Consider the following 19,646-nt stretch of genomic DNA (forward strand, 5'->3'; position numbering starts at 1 on the left):
CCCCATGTCCCAACTCTTTGATGCCAGCGCGTTCCTGGCGACCTGCAGCGGTCGCCCAGGCGTGTACCGGATGTTCGATGCCGAGTCCCGGCTGCTTTACGTGGGCAAGGCCAAGAACCTCAAGAAGCGTCTGGCCAGCTACTTCCGCAAGACTGGCCTGGCGCCGAAAACGGCCGCCCTGGTGGGGCGCATCGCTCAGGTCGAAACCACCATTACCGCGAACGAGACCGAGGCGCTGCTGCTCGAGCAGACGCTGATCAAGGAGTGGCGTCCGCCCTACAACATTTTGTTGCGGGACGACAAATCCTACCCTTACGTCTTTCTTTCCGACGGCGATTTCCCACGCCTGGGCATACATCGTGGCGCGAAAAAAGCCAAGGGCCGCTACTTCGGCCCTTATCCCAGCGCCGGGGCGATCCGTGAAAGCCTGAGCCTGCTGCAGAAAGCCTTCTCGGTGCGTCAGTGCGAGGACAGTTATTACGCCAACCGCACCCGGCCGTGCCTGCAATACCAGATCAAGCGCTGCAAGGGACCGTGCGTCGGCCTGGTCACGCCCGAGGAGTATGCCGAAGACGTACGGCATTCGGTGATGTTCCTCGAGGGGCGTAGCCAGCAGTTGGGCAATGAGCTCAACGCCGAGATGGAGCAGGCCGCCATGGCGCTGAATTTCGAGAAGGCCGCCGAGCTGCGCGACCAGATCGCCTTGTTGCGTCGCGTCCAGGACCAGCAGTACATGGAAGGCGGCTCCGGTGACGTCGATGTCATCGCCGCCTTCGTCAACCCGGGCGGGGCCTGTGTGCACCTGATCAGCGTCCGCAGCGGGCGCGTGCTGGGGAGCAAGAACTTCTTCCCGCAGGTGGGTATCGAGGAGGAGGTGTCCGAAGTGATGGCGGCCTTCCTTTCCCAGTACTACCTGGGCAACGCCGAGCGAGAACTGCCAGGAGAGCTGATCGTCAATGTGGTCCACGAGGACTTTCAGGCCATCACTGAAGCAGTACAGACCTTGCGCAGTCGCGACCTGGCCATCAGTCACCGAGTCCGAGGGACTCGGGCGCGCTGGCAGCAACTGGCCGTGACCAACGCCGAGCAGGCGCTCAACGCTCGTCTGGCCAATCGCCAGCACATGGCCGCACGTTTCGAGGCCTTGGCTCAGGTGCTCAACCTGCCGGAGGTGCCGCAGCGCCTGGAGTGCTACGACATCAGTCACTCCAGCGGCGAGGCTACGGTGGCCTCGTGCGTGGTGTTCGGCCCTGAAGGCCCGCTCAAGTCCGACTACCGCCGTTTCAACATCGAAGGTGTCACTGCCGGTGACGACTATGCTGCCATGCACCAGGCTCTGACTCGCCGTTTCGGGCGAATCAAGGACGGCGAGGGCAAGTTGCCCGATGTGTTGTTGGTCGACGGCGGCAAGGGACAGTTGAACATGGCCCGTGAAGTCATGCAGGAGCTGGCGCTGAGTGACCTCACCTTGCTCGGGGTGGCCAAGGGGGTGACCCGCAAGGCCGGCTTCGAGACGTTGTATCTCAACGATGTAGCCCACGAATTCACCCTCAAGGGCGACTCTCCGGCACTGCACCTGATTCAGCAGATTCGTGATGAGGCGCACCGTTTTGCTATCACTGGCCACCGCGCACGTCGCGGCAAGGCGCGCCGTACGTCCAGCCTCGAAGACGTCGCAGGGGTCGGACCGAAGCGCCGTCGAGACTTGCTGAAACATTTTGGCGGCCTGCAGGAGCTCAACCGCGCCAGTGTCGACGAGATTGCAAAGGCACCCGGCATCAGTAAAAAGCTTGCCGAGTCGATTTATGCGAGCCTGCATAGCGAGTAGAATGCCGGGTTCAACTCGCAGCCAGTCGTACCGATGAATATTCCAAATCTGCTCACCGTTCTACGCGTCCTGCTCATCCCGATCTTCATTCTGCTGTTCTACGTGCCTTATCACTGGAGTTACGTAGCCGCCAGCAGCGTGTTCGCCATCGCCGCCGCAACTGACTGGCTCGATGGCTATCTGGCCCGTCGTCTTCAGCAAAGCACGCCGTTCGGGGCGTTTCTGGATCCTGTCGCCGACAAACTGATGGTTGCCGTGGCGCTGGTACTGTTGGTGCAGGTGCACGCCAACTTCTGGCTGACGCTGCCCGCAGCGGTGATCATCGGGCGTGAAATCGTGGTATCGGCTCTGCGCGAGTGGATGGCCGAGCTGGGGGCGAGGGCGCATGTGGCGGTGTCGAACCTGGGCAAGTGGAAGACCGCCGCGCAGATGCTGGCGCTGGTCATTCTGCTGGGCAATCCGCCGGTGCTGACCTTCTGGGTCGCACTCGGTTACGGGCTGTTGCTGGTGGCCGCAGGCCTGACTTTGGTGTCGATGGTGCATTACCTGCTGGCGGCCTGGCCGCACCTGCGCGAAGGCTCCGAGCAGAAGTAAAACTTTTTTTGAATCAAGGGGTTGACCTTCCCTGGCAGTTCGCTAGAATGGCACCCATCACGACGCGGGAATAGCTCAGTTGGTAGAGCACGACCTTGCCAAGGTCGGGGTCGCGAGTTCGAGTCTCGTTTCCCGCTCCAATTTTCACGGTGCTGCCTGAGGCAGGGCTGGGAAATAAATCCAGTGCAAGCCGCAAGGCTTTATAGCTGGTGCGCTGAAAAGCGTTGGGTATGTCCCCTTCGTCTAGTGGCCTAGGACACCGCCCTTTCACGGCGGTAACAGGGGTTCGAGTCCCCTAGGGGACGCCATTTTGCGGGAATAGCTCAGTTGGTAGAGCACGACCTTGCCAAGGTCGGGGTCGCGAGTTCGAGTCTCGTTTCCCGCTCCAAATATCGATCTACAGAGTTCCATGGAAGTCTGTAGATAGTTGAAAATAGACGCTTCGGCGTCTTTTTTCGTTTCAGTCAAAGCCACTCCCATCCATGAGCATCCGGACTTATTGAGTCCAGAAATTAGTCCATGAAATTCGGGCTTGCGCGGTCGCGCTCATCTCGCGTGTATGCGGGATGTTCAAACGCACCCGCGATTGGACTTGAGCGCTGCATCACTTTGCGCTGCCGTGCGGTGGAGGAATTCACCCAGCCAGAGCGCTGATGCTACGTTCTGATAATGCTCTGTAGCAGACACGCTGACGTGAGGCCGCAACAGCGCCAGGCAGCTGTGGGCAACGCCTTCATGCAGAGGCTGTAGCCACCCGTGGCGAAGACCGAGGCGCTGGGCCTGGGCCCAGAGCGAGGGCGCTGTAGCGAAGGCCTTGGGCTCCCAGATCAACGGGATGTTTGAGCGCTGCAGGTGATGGGCTCGCAAATCCAGCGCGGCCTGAATAATCGCTTCCGAGCCCGTTACCAGATTGCCTGCGCTGACCGCATGCGTGCAGCTTGCAAAGCTGAAACGGTAGTAGTGAAACCCTAGCTCGCGCACCAGCGCGGGCAACGCTGCGAGTAGCGTCGGGAGGTGGCCCAGACGTTGCCAGTCCTCCGCTGTTCGGTTGAGCATCGAACCTCCTTGTGGTGTCGCTCCTGATTGACGCTACTGCAGGGCGGCGGGTGGAGGCGCTGCCCGAATTCCGAGTAAATTTTTCAACTATAGAGTGGGAAATATATACGACTAAATAAACATAGCGTTTACTTCCATTTTTTCATTTTTTCGGGTAGCACATTCCGTGCATAAACCAACGGCCTTTGTTAGGCCTAGTTCGGCAATCGCCTCGTCCGCTGGCCCGCGAACAGAACACCGCGCGCTCTGCCTCTGGCTCCCGGGCCAGGTCAGGCCACGAAGATCTTGCGTGGGCTGTAGTGCGAGATCCAGCCTGCCAGCGAACCGAGGGTGCTGGCGCCGGCCATGTGCGCCAGGCTCTCCAGCGACGGCTCAAGGTGTGCGGCGAACCAGGCCACCAGGCCCAGGAAGTAGCACAGCAGGTTGTTCATCACCGGCAGGCCGCGCAGGCTGACCACGATGACTGCCACCAGGAACACCACCATCGGGATCGCCAGCAATGCGCCGACACTCGGCGCGAGCAGGCCCACGCCTGCTGCCGCCAACGCGCCGAAGACCAGGCCGAGCCAGACGCAGCCCAGGTTCTCCAATGTCGAGCGGGTGGTCAGGCCGCGGGTGAAGAAAGCGATCCAGCCGATGAACATGGCCCAGACCGGCACTTGCATGGCCAGGGCTGTGGCGGAGGCTGCGGCGGCGGTGACCGCTGCGACCAGGGTGACGGTCAGGTAGTGGCTGCGGGAAACGGGAAGGTTGCTCATCGTGTGGTTCCTGTGGGGTAGGTTGACAGCCGGATTCTGGTCCGATTCCCCAGCGGGATAATCACCTGAGCAAGAGCTTGTTAATTCCATTTACATTAACAAATCAATTGTAAGAATTTGTTTGTGCTTGGAAATTGAAACAAAAGATGTTCATTTGTTTCTGTGTGTTTTGACCCTTCCTGTGTCGTCCAGCGCCTTCCACACCGCTTCCAACTGGCTTACCGCTGCCATCGCGTCTTCGGCGCAGATGAAATTGGCAAAGCCCATCAGCAGCCCTTGCTCTGGCGAGGGTTGGACCCGCCACTCGCCCAGTGCGTGCAGCGCCATGCCCTCCGCTCGTGCGCTGGAGGCGAGCAGGCGCTCGTCGGTTGCATCCAGGATATGCGCCAGCACATGGATGCCTCCGGCCTGCTGTTGCACGCTCAGGCGTGTGCCCAGGCGCTCCTGCAAGGCATCGACCAGGTAGCCGCGACGGGAGGCGTACAGCTTGCGCATCTTGTTCAGGTGGCGGGCAAAGTGGCCTTGCTCCATGAACTGCGCCACGGTCGCCTGCGGCGCGATGGCCCCAGGGCCTGGCAGGTGACAGGCGCTGTGGTTGAAGCGCTCGACCTGGGAAATCGGCACCACCAGATAGGCCAGGCGCAGGCCGGGATACAGCACTTTGCTGAAGGTGCCGGTGTAGAGCACGCGCCCTTCGCGGTCCAGGCTCTTGAGCGCAGGCAGGGGGCGGCCGTGATAGCGGAATTCACTGTCGTAGTCGTCCTCCACGATCCAGGCATCGGCGCCCATGGCCCAGTCCAGCAGGTCCAGTCGCCGCTGCAGGCTGAGCGCCACGCCCATTGGGCTCTGGTGGGTCGGTGTGACCACCGCGAACCGCGCCTGCGCCGCCAGGCGCCGACCTTGCGCGACATCCAGGCCGTCGCGGTCCACCGCCACCGGTTGCAGGCGCATGCCGAGGTGCTCCAGGCACTGGCGCGCGTGCAGGTAGCCCGGGTCTTCGTACCAGCCCAGGTCGCCGGGGCGCAGCAGGGTTCGGCATACCAGGTCGAGCGCGCCACGGTAGCCATTGGTGACGAACACCTGCTCATGGCTGCAGTTGATGCCGCGGGAAATGCCCAGGTAGGTGGCGATGGCGCGCCGCAATTGCGTATGGCCGGCGGGCGGTGGTGTGATCATGGCCGGATTGTCGAGGCCGCGCAGGTGACGCGCTGCCAGACGCGCCCAGGTCTTGCGCGGGAACGCATCCAAGGCTGGCAGCCCGAGGCGGAAGGGCGGCAGCTCGGTGCGTGGGTCCTGTTTCTGCTGCGGCGAAGGTGCAGCCTGCTCGAGGTTGATCTGGGCGCTGCCGGACAGTTTGCACAGTCCTGGCGCAACCCTCGTGCCCGCCGCTCCGCGGGTGATGAAATAGCCTTCGCCGACCAGCATCTGGTAAGCCATCTCCACCGTGCCCCGGGCCAGATTCAGCTCACTGGCCAGGCTGCGCACCGAGGGCACTCGGTCACCCGCTCGCAGCTTGCCTTTGGCAATCGCTTCGCGATAGCGCTGGTAGAGCTGCAGGTAGATGGGCGCGGTATGTTCGCGGCTGGGTTTGAGCTGCTGCAGGTCCATGGGGCATGTCCCATTCAATTGAGCGAGTCTTGCACCTGTGAGGTAGGTCATGATCTTCCTAGAGTGGCGGCCAGACCTCAAGAGACACATGCCATGAATACCTTTCGCCTGGCCCACGTTGAAACCGACGCGCAGTTGCAAGCCTGCTTTGCAGTGATGAGCGAACTGCGACCCCATCTTGCCGATACCGCCGCGTTCATTGACCAGGTACGGCGCCAGGCCGGCCAGAACTATCGCCTGCTGGCGGCCTGGCAGGGCGAGGAGGCCAAGGCGCTGGCCGGTTACCGGTTGCAGGAGAACCTGCTCTACGGACGCTTCCTGTATGTCGATGACCTGGTCGCCAGCGTCGAGGCCCGCAGCCACGGCCTCGGCGCGGCCCTGATCGATGCCTTGCGCGAGGAGGCCCGGGCACAGGGCTGCGCGCACCTGGTGCTCGATACCGCGCTGGGCAACGCCTTGGGCCAGCGTTTCTATTTCCGCCAGGGCCTGCTGGCCAAGGCCATGCACTTCAGCCAGGCCCTGTAGCCGGCATTTCGTTTTTCCCACTCCCGGAGACTACCGATGAGCCCGTGTCCACTGGCCTGCATCCGCAAGCCCCTGTTCGGAACACCCGCATGAATATTCTGCATATCGATTGCAGCACCAGGGCCAACTCCTACAGCCGGGCGCTTTCGGCAGCGCTTGTCGCCCACTTGTCCAAAGACATGCCCCAGGTGCGGGTGACCCGCCGTGACCTGGGCCTGGCGCCCATCGCCCATGCGTCGGCAGCCTACGCCGACGGCCTGCAATCGCCCCAGGCGCTGCAGGAGGCACTGGCTGGCTCGGCCATGACGCTGTCCGAGCAACTGATCGTGGAAGTCGAGCACGCCGACGTGCTGGTGATCGGTACACCGATGCACAATTTCACCGTGCCATCGGTGTTCAAGGCCTGGCTCGACCAGGTACTGCGCGTCGGACGCACCATCGGTCGTACAGCCGAGGGACGCAAGACCGGCCTGCTCGTCGATCGCCCGGTGCATGTGGCGATCGCTGCCGGCGGTTTTTTCAGCGGCGAGCGTCCCAGCCAGCCCGACTTTCTCACCCCCTACCTGAGCGCCGCCTTTGCCTGCATCGGCCTGCATTCGGTGCATTACCTGGCTTTGCAGGGCACCGCGGTACTTGAGCCTGCGCAACTGCGCGTCGAGCATGAGCGGCTGCTGGACAGCCTGGCTGAGGGGAGGGCACGTCCATGACCCTTGTCGAACAACCCGCACCGCTGGCGCTCGAGCGCCGGGGCAGCCGCAGTCCGCTGGCCGTAGCGCTGGTGGCGGTGCTGGTGTATCCGTTTCTGTTGATGCTGTTCCACGCCTATGTCAGCGAGCCGAGCGGCCTGGATGGCATCGGCGCGGTGATTGCGCTTGCACTCGCCTTCACGGTACCGATTCCGGGATTGCTGGTGGCCGGGCGTGCCGAGGTGTCGGTGGGCGTGCGCCGGTTCGCCTATGCCAGCGTGGCTGCGCCGACGCTGTATGTGTTTCTCGGCGTGGTGCAGGCGCTGCTGGGCAGCACGCTACCCGATCCGCTGGTGTGGTGCGTGCTGTGGCTGGGGTTGGCTACGCTTGCGCTGCTGAGCGGGCGGCAGCAGGCGGGGGCATTCGTCACCGGGGGCCTCGGTCGCTGGCGCGTGGCCCACGGTGTGAGTGGTGCGATTCTGTGCCTGTACGTGCTGTTCCACCTGGCCAATCACCTGACCGGGCTGGTCGGGCCTGAGCTGCACGCCCAGGTCATGGACCTCGGCCGTACCGTTTACCGGGCAGGCTTCATCGAACCGCTGCTGGTGATGGCCTTCGTCTTCCAGGTGGTCAGCGGCCTGCACCTGGCCTGGCGCTGGAGCGCGCGGGTACAGGATCGGCTGCGCACCTTGCAGGTGGCGTCCGGGGTGTTCCTGTCGTTGTTCGTGCTTGGGCACATGAACTCGGTGTTCATCTACGCCCGCACCTACCTGGGCATTCCCACCGACTGGAATTTCGCCACCGGCGCGCCCACCGGCCTGTTGTTCGATCCCTGGAACATCCGCCTGGTGCCGCACTACACCCTGGGTGTGTTTCTGGTCCTGGTGCACCTGCTGCTGGGGCTGCGCGTGGTGATGCAGGCGCACGGCGTGCAGGAGCGGACCGTGCGTCTGATCTGGCGCAGTGGCTTGCTCGCCTGCGCGGCCATTGCGCTGGCGATCATCGCCGGGATGTGCGGGGTGAGGCTGTAGCGCCGGGGGCGGCGTTCAGTTCCCCAGCGAGTCTCGGCCCCTGACCTGCGTGAACTGGTTCGAGGCCTCCGGCAAGCCCGTCACCTTGATCGAGCGCGCGCCGACGGCAAACTTGGCGCCGACCTTGGCGAAGCGCTCGAGCAACTGGAAGTTGATCGCCTGCTGGATATCCATGTACAGGTTGTAGCCGGGGTCGAGGACGATATAGACGGCCTCGAACTCCAGCGCCTCCTTGCCGAAGCCACGCAGGTGGGCGCGGTCGAAGCGCACCTGGCCCTGGGCCTTGATCGACTCCTCGACGATCGCCGGGGCCTTTTTCACCGCCTCCGTGGGCGTGTCGTACGACAGGCCGAACTCGAAGACGATGCGTCGCTCCTGCAGGCGCTTGTAGTTCTGGATGGTGCTGCTGATCATGCCGGCGTTGGCCATGACGATCTGCTCGCCACCGAGGCTACGGATGCGTGTGGTCTTCAGGCCGATGTTCTCCACGGTGCCGGCGAGCGAGCCGATGACGATGAAGTCGCCGACCTCGAACGGTTTGTCGACGGCAATCGACAGCGAGGCGAACAGGTCGCCCAGCACATTCTGCACCGCCAGGGCCACGGCGATGCCGCCGACGCCAAGGCTGGCGACGAAGGCGGTGATGTTCACGCCCAGGTTCGACAGCATCGCCAGCAGCACCACCGACCACAGCAGCACCCGCGCGCCCCAGCCCGACAGGGTCGCCAGCGCGCTGCCACGATAGGTGTTGCCGGTGTCGTGGCGGGCGAAGTAGCGGGTCAGGCCAATGGCGATCGCGCGGTTGGCCCACAGGCCGATCTGCAAGGCTGCGACCACGAACCACAGGCTGCCGACCCGGTCCAGCCAGCGTTCCGGCAGGTCCAGCACGCCAAGGCCGACCAGCAGCGAGGCGAGCATCAGCAGGAAGTTGCTGGTGCCTTCGAGTACCTGGGTGATGAGCTTGCTGAGCTGCCCGTCATGGCTGGACCACTGGCGGGCGCGGCGCTTGAGGAAACTCAGCGCCCAGCGCGTCACCAGGAAGGTGATCACGGTCACCGTCAGGGCCAGCAGCAGGTTGAGGATGGAGATGCCGAATACCGTGGTGGTGGTCAGCAACTGCAGAAATCGTTCGTCCATCGGGTCCCCCTCCGAGGTGGTGTTGATTGCAGGGTGTGCCGTGGGGCACAAACTGTTTAGAAGGGAGAGGTAGATGAGGGTTTAATCGGATTTTGCCGGTGGCTCTTACCGCCGCTTCGCGGGCGGATCACAGCAGAGCACCTTGGCGAGCGCATGAGAAATAATTAGAATCACTCGCATTCGTATCTCATCCTTCACCAGTGTGCCTCCGAATGTCCGACCCCGCCGCGGCACCCGAATCCAGCTTCAACACCCTCTATCGCGACCATCGCAGCTGGCTGCAAGGCTGGTTGCACCGGCGCCTGGGCGATGCCTGGACGGCGGCGGACCTGACCCACGACACCTTCCTGCGGGTCCTCGCGGCGCAGCAGGCCAAGGCCGTGCCGAGCCTGCGCGAGCCACGGGCCTACCTGCTGACGGTCGGGCGTCGGTTGCTGGTTAATCATTACAAGCGGCGCAGCCTCGAGCAGGCCTACCTGGACGCCCTCGCCAACCTGCCCGAGGCGCTTGCACCGTCACCGGAGCAGCGCTGGTTGCTGCTGGAAACCTTGCAGGCCCTGGATGACCTGCTCGATGGCCTGCCTGCCGTGGTACGCCGGGCCTTTCTCTGGTCGCAGCTCGAAGGGCTGGACTACGCCAGCATCGCCGGGCGCCTGGAGGTGTCCGAGCGTACGGTGAAACGCTATATGGCCAAGGCATACGAACACTGCCTGCTGGTGGACCTGTGAGCGCCCCGGCGGAGGTCGGCGCACGCCAGTTGGCCCGTGAGGCAGCGCAGTGGCTGGCCTTGCAGGATGCCGGCCAGCTCGACACGGAGCAGGCTGCTGCGCTGCAACGCTGGCGAGCCCGCAGTGCCGCCCATGAAGCCTTGTGGCAGAAGGCCGAGGGGCTGCGCCAGCGCTTCGCCCAGGTACCGGCGCCATTGGCGGTGGCTTGCCTGGACCGCCCCGATCCAGATCGCCGCCGCGTGCTGGGGCAGATGCTGGGTGTTGGCGCGCTGCTGCCGCTGGCCTGGCTGGGTTATCGGCAGTTGCCGTTGGACGGCTGGCGTGCCGACCTGCGTACCGCCACGGGCGAGCGCCGCGGCTTGACCTTGCCGGATGGCAGCCGGTTGCAGCTAAACACCGCGACTGCGGTCAATCTGGACTTCGCCGAAGGCCGCCACTGGTTGCAGTTGGTCCAGGGCGAGATTGCCCTCGACGCCGTTGGCCCGCTGCAGGTGCAGACCCGCGACGGTCTGGTGCGCGTGCAGGGGGCTGGGGTGTGCGTGCGTGAGCGTGCGCAGGGCTGTGTGGTGTCGGTCACCCGTGGCCAGGTCAGCCTGCAACCGCTGGCCGGGCCGGCGGTCCGCCTGGAGGCCGGTCAGCGGGCGACGCTGAGCGCCTCCGGGGTGACCGCCAGCCAGCCGTTCGATGCCCAACTGCCCGGTTGGCAGCAGGGGTTGTTGATCGTTGACGACCAGCCCCTGGGCGATCTGCTGCGTGAACTGGATCGGTACCGCCCCGGGCTGTTGCGCTGGGATCCGGCGCTGGAGCAATTGGCGGTGACCGGTACATTCCAGCTCGACGACACCGACCGCATTCTGGCCCTGCTGGCGGCGAGCCTGCCGCTTCAGGTGCACTACCGCACCCGCTACTGGGTGTCGCTGACCCCGCGCAAGAAAATTGCCTGACCGCTGTCCCTTTTCTGGCGCCCGCTTGTCATCAAGGGTATCCACCCCTGATCTGAGAGCGTTCCGGATGTCCCGCACCCCTTTGCTTCGCCCGTTATCCCTGCACCTGAGGCGCGCTGGCCTGCTGCTTGCGCTGGGGCTGCCCGCGTCTGGCTGGGCCGATGAAGCGCGGCGCAGCTATCAGGTGCCGGGCGGCAGCCTTGGCGCCGTGCTGACACGCTTTGCTGGCCAGGCTGGGGTCAGCTTGTCGGTGGACCCGGCGCTGGTCGCCGGGCGCAGCAGCCTGGGGCTTGCCGGCGAATACGGGGTCGAGGAGGGCTTCGCTGCCTTGCTGCAGGGCTCAGGCCTGATACTGGTCTCGGCAGGGCCCGGTAGCTTCACCCTGGTGCGGCAGGCCGCGCCGGTCGAGGGCGCGCATGTGCTCCCCGACATCAATGTCCATGGCCAGGGCGCCGCGCCGGCAGCAGACGCCTATGCCGGCGGCCAGGTGTCACGACGGGGCAGCCTCGGCATGTTGGGCGAGCGTGACTACATGGAGACGCCCCTGAGCATGACCTCCTACACCCGCGAGATATTGCAGAACCAGCAGGCCCGTACCCTTGCCGATGTCGTCGCCAACGATCCCTCGGTGCGCAGCACCAACCCGGCAGGCGGGCGCTTCGAACAGTTCTCCGTGCGCGGCTTCAGCCTCTACAACAGCGATGTCGCCTACGGTGGGTTGTATGGCGTGCTGCCGACCTACTCGATCGACATGGAGATGGTCGAGCGGGTCGATATCCTCAAGGGGCCAGGTGCGCTGCTTGGCGGCCTGGCGCCCAACGGCAGCATTGGCGGCGGGGTGAACATCGAGCCCAAGCGCGCTGGCGAGACGCCGCTGACCGAGTTCACCGCGCTGTACGCCTCGGCGGGACAAGGGGGCGGTCATCTGGACATCGGTCGACGCTTCGGTGACGATCAACGCTTTGGCGTGCGCCTGAATGCGGTGCGCCAGGCCGGCGACACCGAATGGGATCACCAGCATATGGACCGCGAGGCGACCGTGCTGGGCCTGGATATGAAAGGCGAGCGCACTCGCCTGTCGCTGGATATCGGCCATCAGGCGCGTGACGTGGATGCGCCAATGGAGCGTGTGGGCCTTGCCGCAGGGCTCAAGGTGCCGGATGCCAAGGATGTTCACCATAATTTCGCCCAGCCCTGGAGCTACTCGCGGGCCAAGGATACCTTCGGCGCCGTGCGCGGCGAGTACGACCTGAGCGACAACTGGATGCTGCTGGGCGCCCTGGGTGCGCGCAAGGGCGACTACGACTTCATGCGCCATGCCGTGCAGGTGGTCAACGAAGCTGGGCGCTTCACCGTCAGTCCGCGCGCCTTCCAGCGCGAGGAGGACGTGGTTACCGGCACCGTCGGCGTGCGCGGCTGGTTCAACACCGGTGCGGTCGGCCATACCCTCAATATCAGCCTCAATCGCTTCGACCTGACCTTCGACAACAGCGGTGCGCGCTATGCCAACGGCGTCAGCAACCTGTTCGACCCGGTGACCTTGCCCGCACCGGGCGCGCCGTTGGCCGACGACAACCCGACCCACACCAACACCGTGCTGTCGAGCCTGGCCCTGGCCGATACCCTGAGTTTCGCTGACGACACCGTGCTGCTCACCCTTGGCGCGCGCTTTCAGCGTGTCGAGGTCGACAGCTCCGAGCCCGGCGAGCCCGACCAGCGCTATAACGAGCGCGCCACCTCGCCGGCCATGGGCCTGGTGTGGCGCACCACCGAGCAGCTGTCGCTGTACTTCAACTACATGGAGGGCCTGACCCAGGGCCAGGTGGCACCGGAAACGGCGAACAACGCCGGCAAGGTCTTCGCGCCTTACCGCAGCAAGCAACTGGAGGTCGGCGCCAAGTACGACATGGGGCGTTTCAGCACCACGGTCAGCCTGTTCCGCATCGAGAAACCGTCGTACTTCACCGATGCCCAGAACAACCTCAGCGCCGACGGCGAGCAGCGCAACCAGGGCCTGGAAATCAGCCTGTTCGGCGAACCGCTGGACGGGGTGCGGGTGTTGGGTGGGGCGATGTTCCTCGATGCCGAGCAGACCCGCACGGCCAATGGCCGCAACGATGGCAACCGGGCCATCGGCGCGCCGGTGGTCAATGCCAACCTTGGCGTTGAGTGGGACCTGCCGGCCATCGACGGGCTGACCCTCAGCGCGCGTGTCATCCACACCGGCAACCAGTACCTGGATGCCGCCAACCGGCAGAAGGTCGACGCCTGGCAGCGTTATGACCTGGGCGCGCGCTACGCGCTCAAGCTCGGTGACAAGGACGTCACCCTGCGGGCCAGCGTCGAGAATGTGCTGGACAAGACCTACTGGGCCTCGGCCAACGTCCCCGACGGCACCGCCACCGGCCTGACCCTGTCGACCCCGCGAACCTGGCTGCTGTCGGCGACGGTCGGGTTCTGAGGGACCGTTGCCCTGGGGGCGGGCAACAAGCGAGCAAAAATATGCTCAGCCCCCAGGCAAATCCTAGGCTGCACTGGCCGCACGCACGCCAGCCACTAAGGTAAGGTGAGAGGAAAATTCCGCGCGCCGCCCACGGCGCCCCAGAGGTGCCCATGGCTTCCTACACCTTGCGACAACTCAAGTACTTCGTCACCACCGTGGAGGCCGGCAGTGTTGCCGAGGCTTCGCGCCAGCTGTACATCGCCCAGCCGTCGATCTCCACCGCGATCAAGAGCCTGGAAGAGAGCTTCGGTGTGCAGTTGTTCATTCGTCACCACGCCCAGGGCGTGTCGCTGACCCCCAGCGGCAAGCGCTTCTACGCCAAGACCAAGGCGCTGCTGCAGATGTCCCACGAGTTCGAGCAGAACGCCCTGGCCGACAACGATACGGTGGCCGGGCAGATCGACATTGGCTGCTTCGAGACCGTTGCGCCGCTTTATCTGCCACGGTTGATCGCAGGGTTTCGCGAGCGCTACCCCGGTGTCGACATCCGCCTGCGTGACGGTGAGCAGCAGGAGCTGATCCAGGGGCTGACCGCCGGCACCTTCGACCTGGCGTTTCTCTACGACCACGACCTGGACGGCACCATCGAGGCCGAGCCGCTGATGCCGCCGCAGAAGCCCTATGTGCTGCTGCCCGAGAAGCACCGCTTCGCCAGCCAGGCCCAGGTTTCGCTGCGCGACCTGTGCCCGGAGCCGATGATCCTGCTCGACGTTGCGCCGAGCCGTACCTACTTCGTCAGCCTGTTCAACGAGATGGGGCTGACGCCGAACATCGTCTTCAGTTCGCCATCGATCGAGATGGTGCGCGGGATGGTAGGGCAGGGGTTCGGTTTTTCGCTGCTGGTGACCCGGCCGCATTCACCCTTCACCTACGATGGCAAGCGCCTGGTGACACTGGATATCGACGAGCCGGTGGCGTTGTCGGGGCTGGCGGCGGCGCACCTCAAGCGTGTGCAATTGACCAAGCCTGCGCAGTTGTTCGTCGAGTTCTGTCGCGAAGAGTTGGCGAAGCTGTAAACGATTCGCGGCGGTTCGGCTACCCGAACCGCCGCGAACAGAACACCGCGGTGGCAATCAGTGCTTACTGCTCATCCGGCACCACAGCGATCACATCGATTTCCATCAACCACTCAGCCTGCGCCAGACCCGCTACCACCAGCCCGGTGGAGATCGGGAACACGCCCTTGAGCCACTTGCCGACTTCGCGGTACACCGGCTCGCGGAAGCGTGGGTCGGTGATGTAGGTAGTGGTCTTGACGATATGCGACAGGTCGGAGCCGGCCTCTTCAAGCAGTTGCTTGACGTTTTTCATCGCCTGCTCGGCCTGCGCCTGGGGGTCGCCGAGACCGACCAGGCGGCCTTCGAAATCGGTGCCGACCTGGCCGCGTACATAGATGGTGTTGCCGGCGCGCACGGCCTGGCAGAGGTCGTTGTCCAGGGTCTGGTTGGGGTAGGTGGCCTTGGTGTTGAACATGCGGATGCGGGTATGGGTAGGCATCAGTGGGCTCCGAGGGTGCTGACGTTGCTGATCGAGGTGTGTGGCTGTTCATCCGCTGCGCGCTGGTCGCGGTCGCGATAGGCCAGGTAGGTGCGCTGGGTGGCGATATGGCCGGCGACGTGCTTGGCGTCGTGCCATACGCCCCAGATGAACGACGAGCCGCGGCGCGACAGCCAGGGCAGGCCGAGGAAATACACCCCCGGCTCGCGGGCCACGCCGCGCTGGTGCTGGGGTTTGCCGTTGGCGTCGAAGGTGTCGACCTGCAGCCAGCTGAAGTCCACGCCGTAGCCGGTGGCCCAGATGATGCTGGTGACACCAGCCTTGGCCAGGTCCAGTTCCAGCAGCGGGTTGCTGACGCAGTCCGGGTCGGCCAGGCGTTGGCGCGCTTCGGGCTCTTCGGGCAGGTCCAGGCCGTTGCGCTCGATGTAGGCATCGGCGGCATCGAGCAGGGCCAGGTAGTTCTCGTCGCCGCGGTTGATGTTGTCGGCCAGGTTGTCCTGGAAACGCACCACGCCGTCTTCGAACGACTGGGTCAGGCCGACCAGGGTCATGCCCTGGTGGGCGAGGGCGCGGAAGTCCACGGTATGGCCGCCACGGGCACCGCTGACGGCAATGGTCACGTGTTCGCGGCCTGGCTTGGCGATTTCCGCGTCCCATTCACCCAGCACGCCCAGCCACCAGCAGAAGTCGCGATTGCGGTAGGCGCGTGGTGGGCGGTCGTGGGCACCGACCGAGAGGTAGACCTGGCGCCCGGCGCGCATCAGCTCTTCGGCGATCTGCACCCCGGAAGACCCGGCACCGACGACCAGCACCGCTCCTTCAGGCAATTGCTGCGGGTTGTAGTAGGCGGCGGAGTGGATCTGGTGCAGGCTTTCATCCTTTGGCGCAATGGCCGGGATCACCGGTTTCTGGAACGGCCCGGTGGCGGCGACCACGCGGTTGGCGCGGATCACGCCTTCGTTGGTTTCGATGGTGAAGCCCGGGCGGTCGCTGTTGCGCACCACGCGCTTGACTTCGATGCCGGTACGCACGGGCAGGTTGTACTTGCGCACGTAGCGCTCGAAGTAATCGGCGACCTGGTCCTTGCCAGCGAAGGCGTCGGCATCGAGGTCGAATTCAAGGCCAGGGAAGCGGTCGTGCCAGACTGGCCCGTTGGCCACCAGCGAGTCCCAGCGCCCGGTGCGCCAGGCCTCGGCGATGCGGTTGCGTTCCAGCACCAGGTGCGGCACGCCGAGTTTGCTCAGGTGTTCGCTCATGGCCACGCCGGCCTGGCCGGCGCCGACCACGAGGGTGTCGATTTCGAGATTGTTCAGTGTCATGTCCGAGCCCTTGTTCAGGCGGTTTTTGTCAGGTCGGTTTTGGAGGACCGCCGTTACCTGGGGCCAGACTAGGGATGCACGGAATTTCGCGAAAATAGTATTTAGCTGGGGCTTGCCGATAAATTGGCGAAGGGTGGCAGCGCTGCAGCGAGCAGCCCGGCAGATTTGCCCAGCAAACCCGCGGTGCCCAGTTTTTTCCTCGCCATTGCCAAGCAAAATGCTCGTTTCGCCGCCGCCAGGGCTTGCCGAGAATGCCGGTAAACCCAGAAAGGAGCTGCACCATGACCTTCTCCATCATCGGCCGCTGCCAGGAAACCGGCCAGGTCGGCATCGCCATCAGCTCGTCCAGCATCGCCGTCGGTGCCCGCTGCCCGTGGGTGCGCGCCGGGGTCGGGGCGGTGGCGACGCAGAACATCACCTTGCCGGCCCTCGGCCCGCAGATCCTCGACGCCCTCGAGCAGGGCCAGTTGCCGCCTGCCGCAGCGCTGGACCGGGTGCTCAGCGCCAACGGCTGGAGCGAGTACCGCCAGGTGACGGTGATCGACAGCCACGGCCAGGTCGCGCTGTTCACCGGCAAAGAAGCACTCGGCGTACATAACGCGGTCGCCGGCGAGCAGTGTGCCGCCGCGGGCAACCTGCTGGCCTCGCCGCAGGTGATCGAGGCGATGGTGCACGCGTTCGAGCAGGCCGGTGGGCACCTGGCCGATCGCTTGCTGGCGGCGATGCACGCGGCCATGGCCGCCGGTGGCGAGGCAGGCCCTGTGCACTCGGCCGCCCTGAAGATCGCCGGTGAGCTGACCTGGCCGCTGGTGGACCTGCGTGTGGACTGGGCCGAGCACGATCCGATCGGCGAACTCGACCGCCTGTGGCAGGCCTATCGCCCACAGATGCAGGACTACGTCACCCGCGCCCTGAACCCGACCACCGCACCCAGCTACGGGGTGCCGGGCGATGAGTGATCTCACCAGCCGCGCGGTGCTGGAACGCCTGATCGGCTTTGCCACGGTCAGTCGCGATTCCAACCTCGAACTGATCGGTTTCATGCGCGATTACCTGGCGGGGCTGGGGGTCGAGAGCGAACTGTTCCTCAACGAGGAGGGCACCAAGGCCAACCTGTTCGCCACCATCGGCCCGACCGATCGTGGCGGCGTGGTGCTGTCCGGGCATACCGATGTGGTGCCGGTGGACGGCCAGGCCTGGAGCGTCGAGCCGTTTCGCCTGAGCGAGCGCGATGGTCGCCTGTATGGCCGTGGCACGGCCGACATGAAGGGCTTCATCGCCTCGGTGCTGGCGGCGGTGCCGGCGTTTCTCGCCCAGCCGCTGAAGACGCCGGTGCACCTGGCATTCTCCTATGACGAAGAGGTCGGCTGCCTCGGTGTGCGCTCGATGCTGGAGGCGCTCGAACAGCGCCCGAACAAGCCACGCCTGTGCCTGATCGGCGAACCCACCGAGCTCAAACCCGTGCTCGGGCACAAGGGCAAGCTGGCCATGCGCTGCCAGGTGCACGGCGCCGCCTGTCATTCGGCCTATGCACCTTATGGTGTCAATGCCATCGAATACGCAGCGCAATTGATCGGCAAGCTGGGCGAGATCGGCGGCGAGCTTGGCCGTCCCGAGCACCATGACGCGCGCTTCGATCCGCCGTTCTCTACCGTGCAGACTGGCGTGATCAAGGGCGGCCGGGCGCTGAACATCGTGCCTGAGGAGTGCGAGTTCGACTTCGAGGTGCGCGCTTTGCCGGGCTTTGAAGCCAAGGTCGTGGCCGAGCGCCTGCAGACCTACGCCGAAACCGACCTGCTGCCACGCATGCGTGCCGTCAGTGAAACCAGCGATATCCGCCTCAAGCCGCTCAGTGCCTACCCTGGGCTGGCAACGCCCGAAGACAGCGAAGCAGCGCGCCTGGTGGCGCTGCTCAGCGGCTCGGAAGATTTCGGCACCGTGGCCTTTGGCACCGAAGGTGGGCTGTTCGATCAGGCGGGGATCCCGACCGTGGTCTGCGGGCCGGGCAGCATGGATCAGGGGCACAAGCCGGACGAGTTCGTCAGCGTCGTGCAACTGCAGGGTTGTGATGCGATGTTGCTGCGCCTGCGTGATTATCTTGTTGGTAAGTGAGGTGCTTGCCGAAAGATTTTCAGCGCCTGTGAGATCGAGCGCCGCCCGCGCGGCGCTTCGCGGGCAAGTCGGAGCGCCGAACCGCCGCCCCCACGTTTGTTTTGGGCCAGTTATGCCTGTGCCACAGGCGCGCGACCGCCTAGTGTGTACGACTCGGTAATGCGCCGTACGCCAAAGGGGGGGCGCGAAAATGCCACAGGACTCATTGGCCCGAAACAAACTGTGGGAGCGGGCTTGCCCGCGAAGCGCCGCGCGGGCGGCGCTCGATCTCATAGGCGCTGAAAAACCTCAGGCAAGCACCTTTCAGCCCTCACGCAACCCCATGCGAACACACCTCCGGCGCACGGGTATGTGACAGCAACACATCCAGCAACGCCTGCGCTGCAGTAGACAACTTGTGGTCGCTCAGGGCGATGACCCCGATGCGCCGCTCGACAGTGGGCTCGACCAAGGGTACGCAGCGCGCCCCCAGCTCCTGCATCTGGTTGATGCACAGCGCCGGTACGGCACTGACCCCCAAACCATTGGCAACCATGCGCCCGACCGTGGACAACTGGTGGCTTTCGAAGGCCACCGCCAGCCGGCCATGCTCGGCGGCCAGGTGTTGCTCGAGCAGCAGGCGCACCGCCGACGGGCGTTGCAGGGCGATGAAGTCATGAGTCAACAGTTCGCGCCAGCTCACCTGGGGCTGCTGCGCCAAGGGTGAATCGCCCGGCACCACGGCGACGAAGCGGTCCAGGTACAACGGGTGAAACTGCAAGGCATCGCTGCGCTCGGGCTCGAAACCTATGCCCAGTTCGACGCGGCGGTGGCGGACCAGTTCCAGCACCTGCTCGTTGATCACGTCGTGCACGGTGACGTTGACCTTGGGGTAGCGCTGGCGAAACACCTTCAGTGACTGCGGCAGCAGGTTGCCGGCAAAGGCCGGCATCGCCGCCACCGACACCCGCCCCAGTTGCAGGGTGAAGCGCTGGCGCAGCATTTCCTCGGTATCGTCCCAGTCGGCCAGCAGGCGCCGGGCCAGCGGCAGCAGCACCTCGCCCTCGGCGGTGAGGCTGACGCTGCGTGTGGTGCGGGTGAGCAGGGCGCCGCCGAGATTGTCCTCCAGCGCCTTGATGGTCAGGCTCAGTGCCGGTTGCGAAATGTGCAGGTGTTCGCCGGCCTGGGCGAAGCTCTGGTACTTGGCCACGGTGACGAAGGCGCGCAGTTGCTTGACGTTCATGGCGGGTCCGCAGGTTGTTTTGCAAAAGTTATCAATCGATGACGAAAACAAAATTAACAAATCAGTCGCCAGCGGTGAAGATGCCTTCCACACGCTCA

The 19,646-nt window shown here is 64.7% G+C and carries 18 protein-coding genes and 3 tRNA genes; 14 read left to right on the forward strand and 7 right to left on the reverse strand.

All coding sequences use genetic code 11. The annotated features are described in order from the left end of the window. The first annotated feature begins 4 nt into the window (after positions 1-4). From uvrC to ACNFHO_RS13245, 5 genes are all read left to right on the forward strand, one after another. Positions 5-1,828 carry an excinuclease ABC subunit UvrC gene (uvrC, locus tag ACNFHO_RS13225; RefSeq protein ID WP_054892719.1) on the forward strand — a complete coding sequence of 608 codons (1,824 nt, stop codon included), beginning with the start codon at positions 5-7 and terminating at the stop codon, positions 1,826-1,828. Between the two features lie 33 nt (positions 1,829-1,861). Then, on the forward strand, positions 1,862-2,422 hold the full coding sequence (gene pgsA / locus ACNFHO_RS13230; protein ID WP_054892720.1) for a CDP-diacylglycerol--glycerol-3-phosphate 3-phosphatidyltransferase: 561 nt from the start codon (positions 1,862-1,864) through the stop codon (positions 2,420-2,422). 64 nt (positions 2,423-2,486) lie between these two features. Beyond that, a tRNA-Gly gene (locus ACNFHO_RS13235) sits at positions 2,487-2,562 on the forward strand. 92 nt (positions 2,563-2,654) lie between these two features. After that, positions 2,655-2,730 (forward strand) — tRNA-Glu (locus ACNFHO_RS13240). A gap of 4 nt (positions 2,731-2,734) precedes the next feature. Next, positions 2,735-2,810: transfer RNA gene (locus tag ACNFHO_RS13245), tRNA-Gly, on the forward strand. 182 nt (positions 2,811-2,992) lie between these two features. Here ACNFHO_RS13245 and ACNFHO_RS13250 read toward each other — a convergent pair. From ACNFHO_RS13250 to ACNFHO_RS13260, 3 genes are all read right to left on the reverse strand, one after another. Further along, positions 2,993-3,478, reverse strand: coding sequence for an autoinducer binding domain-containing protein (locus ACNFHO_RS13250; RefSeq protein ID WP_416766618.1), 486 nt, complete (start codon positions 3,476-3,478; stop codon positions 2,993-2,995). Between the two features lie 269 nt (positions 3,479-3,747). Beyond that, positions 3,748-4,236 carry a DUF1097 domain-containing protein gene (locus ACNFHO_RS13255; protein WP_112897971.1) on the reverse strand — a complete coding sequence of 163 codons (489 nt, stop codon included), beginning with the start codon at positions 4,234-4,236 and terminating at the stop codon, positions 3,748-3,750. Positions 4,237-4,386: 150 nt separating this feature from the next. After that, positions 4,387-5,844, reverse strand: coding sequence for a PLP-dependent aminotransferase family protein (locus ACNFHO_RS13260; RefSeq protein WP_416766619.1), 1,458 nt, complete (start codon positions 5,842-5,844; stop codon positions 4,387-4,389). A gap of 93 nt (positions 5,845-5,937) precedes the next feature. On the opposite strand from ACNFHO_RS13260, the gene ACNFHO_RS13265 reads away from it, so the two are divergent. The 3 genes from ACNFHO_RS13265 (at position 5,938) to ACNFHO_RS13275 (ending at position 8,086) form a co-directional block, all read left to right on the forward strand. Next, the gene (locus ACNFHO_RS13265; RefSeq protein ID WP_063544377.1) at positions 5,938-6,369 is read left to right on the forward strand and encodes a GNAT family N-acetyltransferase; all 432 of its coding nucleotides are present in this window, start codon (positions 5,938-5,940) and stop codon (positions 6,367-6,369) included. Positions 6,370-6,458: 89 nt separating this feature from the next. Continuing rightward, positions 6,459-7,076, forward strand: coding sequence for an FMN-dependent NADH-azoreductase (locus tag ACNFHO_RS13270; protein WP_416766620.1), 618 nt, complete (start codon positions 6,459-6,461; stop codon positions 7,074-7,076). Next, the gene (locus tag ACNFHO_RS13275) at positions 7,073-8,086 is read left to right on the forward strand and encodes a hypothetical protein (RefSeq protein ID WP_416766621.1); all 1,014 of its coding nucleotides are present in this window, start codon (positions 7,073-7,075) and stop codon (positions 8,084-8,086) included. The genes ACNFHO_RS13270 and ACNFHO_RS13275 overlap by 4 nt, the downstream gene beginning before the upstream one ends. A gap of 15 nt (positions 8,087-8,101) precedes the next feature. Here ACNFHO_RS13275 and ACNFHO_RS13280 read toward each other — a convergent pair whose 3' ends face one another. Then, on the reverse strand, positions 8,102-9,223 hold the full coding sequence (locus tag ACNFHO_RS13280; protein WP_151923966.1) for a mechanosensitive ion channel family protein: 1,122 nt from the start codon (positions 9,221-9,223) through the stop codon (positions 8,102-8,104). Positions 9,224-9,435: 212 nt separating this feature from the next. Here ACNFHO_RS13280 and ACNFHO_RS13285 point away from each other — a divergent pair, with 212 nt between their 5' ends. The 4 genes from ACNFHO_RS13285 to ACNFHO_RS13300 all read left to right on the forward strand — a co-directional run bounded on the left by ACNFHO_RS13285 (position 9,436) and on the right by ACNFHO_RS13300 (position 14,414). Continuing rightward, positions 9,436-9,951 carry a sigma-70 family RNA polymerase sigma factor gene (locus ACNFHO_RS13285; RefSeq protein ID WP_416766622.1) on the forward strand — a complete coding sequence of 172 codons (516 nt, stop codon included), beginning with the start codon at positions 9,436-9,438 and terminating at the stop codon, positions 9,949-9,951. Continuing rightward, entirely contained in the window at positions 9,948-10,895 is a 948-nt protein-coding gene (locus ACNFHO_RS13290) for a FecR domain-containing protein (RefSeq protein WP_416766623.1), read from the forward strand. The genes ACNFHO_RS13285 and ACNFHO_RS13290 overlap by 4 nt, the downstream gene beginning before the upstream one ends. A gap of 67 nt (positions 10,896-10,962) precedes the next feature. Then, positions 10,963-13,356 (forward strand): TonB-dependent siderophore receptor, encoded by a 2,394-nt coding sequence (locus tag ACNFHO_RS13295; protein WP_416766624.1) that lies wholly within the window; start codon positions 10,963-10,965, stop codon positions 13,354-13,356. A gap of 152 nt (positions 13,357-13,508) precedes the next feature. After that, positions 13,509-14,414, forward strand: coding sequence for a LysR family transcriptional regulator (locus tag ACNFHO_RS13300; protein WP_416766625.1), 906 nt, complete (start codon positions 13,509-13,511; stop codon positions 14,412-14,414). 64 nt (positions 14,415-14,478) lie between these two features. Here ACNFHO_RS13300 and ACNFHO_RS13305 read toward each other — a convergent pair whose 3' ends face one another. Beyond that, positions 14,479-14,895, reverse strand: coding sequence for a RidA family protein (locus tag ACNFHO_RS13305; protein ID WP_063544388.1), 417 nt, complete (start codon positions 14,893-14,895; stop codon positions 14,479-14,481). Further along, on the reverse strand, positions 14,895-16,214 hold the full coding sequence (locus tag ACNFHO_RS13310) for a flavin-containing monooxygenase (RefSeq protein WP_416766626.1): 1,320 nt from the start codon (positions 16,212-16,214) through the stop codon (positions 14,895-14,897). The genes ACNFHO_RS13305 and ACNFHO_RS13310 overlap by 1 nt, the downstream gene beginning before the upstream one ends. Positions 16,215-16,495: 281 nt before the next feature. Between ACNFHO_RS13310 and ACNFHO_RS13315 the strand changes: the two genes are divergently transcribed. Both ACNFHO_RS13315 and argE read left to right on the forward strand, forming a co-directional pair. Continuing rightward, entirely contained in the window at positions 16,496-17,173 is a 678-nt protein-coding gene (locus ACNFHO_RS13315) for a DUF1028 domain-containing protein (protein WP_054892748.1), read from the forward strand. Beyond that, positions 17,166-18,326: an acetylornithine deacetylase gene (gene argE / locus ACNFHO_RS13320; RefSeq protein ID WP_416766627.1), complete on the forward strand. Its 1,161-nt coding sequence runs from the start codon at positions 17,166-17,168 to the stop codon at positions 18,324-18,326. The genes ACNFHO_RS13315 and argE overlap by 8 nt, the downstream gene beginning before the upstream one ends. 310 nt (positions 18,327-18,636) lie before the next feature. On the opposite strand, the gene ACNFHO_RS13325 is transcribed toward argE, so the two are convergent. Continuing rightward, a complete protein-coding gene (locus ACNFHO_RS13325; RefSeq protein ID WP_054893207.1) occupies positions 18,637-19,548 on the reverse strand; it encodes a LysR family transcriptional regulator in 912 nt (303 codons plus the stop codon). Positions 19,549-19,646: the final 98 nt, after the last annotated feature.

The organism is Pseudomonas sp. NY15374, assembly GCF_048068255.1.
In the GTDB taxonomy this organism is placed as follows: domain Bacteria; phylum Pseudomonadota; class Gammaproteobacteria; order Pseudomonadales; family Pseudomonadaceae; genus Aquipseudomonas; species Aquipseudomonas machongensis.

Excerpts from the sequence above, each read along its gene's own strand:
- uvrC (WP_054892719.1), top strand. The coding sequence starts at position 5 with ATGTCCCAACTCTTTGATGCCAGCGCGTTCCTGGCGACCTGCAGCGGT.
- pgsA (WP_054892720.1), top strand. The coding sequence starts at position 1,862 with ATGAATATTCCAAATCTGCTCACCGTTCTACGCGTCCTGCTCATCCCG.
- ACNFHO_RS13250 (WP_416766618.1), bottom strand. The coding sequence starts at position 3,478 with ATGCTCAACCGAACAGCGGAGGACTGGCAACGTCTGGGCCACCTCCCG.
- ACNFHO_RS13255 (WP_112897971.1), bottom strand. The coding sequence starts at position 4,236 with ATGAGCAACCTTCCCGTTTCCCGCAGCCACTACCTGACCGTCACCCTG.
- ACNFHO_RS13260 (WP_416766619.1), bottom strand. The coding sequence starts at position 5,844 with ATGGACCTGCAGCAGCTCAAACCCAGCCGCGAACATACCGCGCCCATC.
- ACNFHO_RS13265 (WP_063544377.1), top strand. The coding sequence starts at position 5,938 with ATGAATACCTTTCGCCTGGCCCACGTTGAAACCGACGCGCAGTTGCAA.
- ACNFHO_RS13270 (WP_416766620.1), top strand. The coding sequence starts at position 6,459 with ATGAATATTCTGCATATCGATTGCAGCACCAGGGCCAACTCCTACAGC.
- ACNFHO_RS13275 (WP_416766621.1), top strand. The coding sequence starts at position 7,073 with ATGACCCTTGTCGAACAACCCGCACCGCTGGCGCTCGAGCGCCGGGGC.
- ACNFHO_RS13280 (WP_151923966.1), bottom strand. The coding sequence starts at position 9,223 with ATGGACGAACGATTTCTGCAGTTGCTGACCACCACCACGGTATTCGGC.
- ACNFHO_RS13285 (WP_416766622.1), top strand. The coding sequence starts at position 9,436 with ATGTCCGACCCCGCCGCGGCACCCGAATCCAGCTTCAACACCCTCTAT.
- ACNFHO_RS13295 (WP_416766624.1), top strand. The coding sequence starts at position 10,963 with ATGTCCCGCACCCCTTTGCTTCGCCCGTTATCCCTGCACCTGAGGCGC.
- ACNFHO_RS13300 (WP_416766625.1), top strand. The coding sequence starts at position 13,509 with ATGGCTTCCTACACCTTGCGACAACTCAAGTACTTCGTCACCACCGTG.
- ACNFHO_RS13305 (WP_063544388.1), bottom strand. The coding sequence starts at position 14,895 with ATGCCTACCCATACCCGCATCCGCATGTTCAACACCAAGGCCACCTAC.
- ACNFHO_RS13310 (WP_416766626.1), bottom strand. The coding sequence starts at position 16,214 with ATGACACTGAACAATCTCGAAATCGACACCCTCGTGGTCGGCGCCGGC.
- ACNFHO_RS13315 (WP_054892748.1), top strand. The coding sequence starts at position 16,496 with ATGACCTTCTCCATCATCGGCCGCTGCCAGGAAACCGGCCAGGTCGGC.
- argE (WP_416766627.1), top strand. The coding sequence starts at position 17,166 with ATGAGTGATCTCACCAGCCGCGCGGTGCTGGAACGCCTGATCGGCTTT.
- ACNFHO_RS13325 (WP_054893207.1), bottom strand. The coding sequence starts at position 19,548 with ATGAACGTCAAGCAACTGCGCGCCTTCGTCACCGTGGCCAAGTACCAG.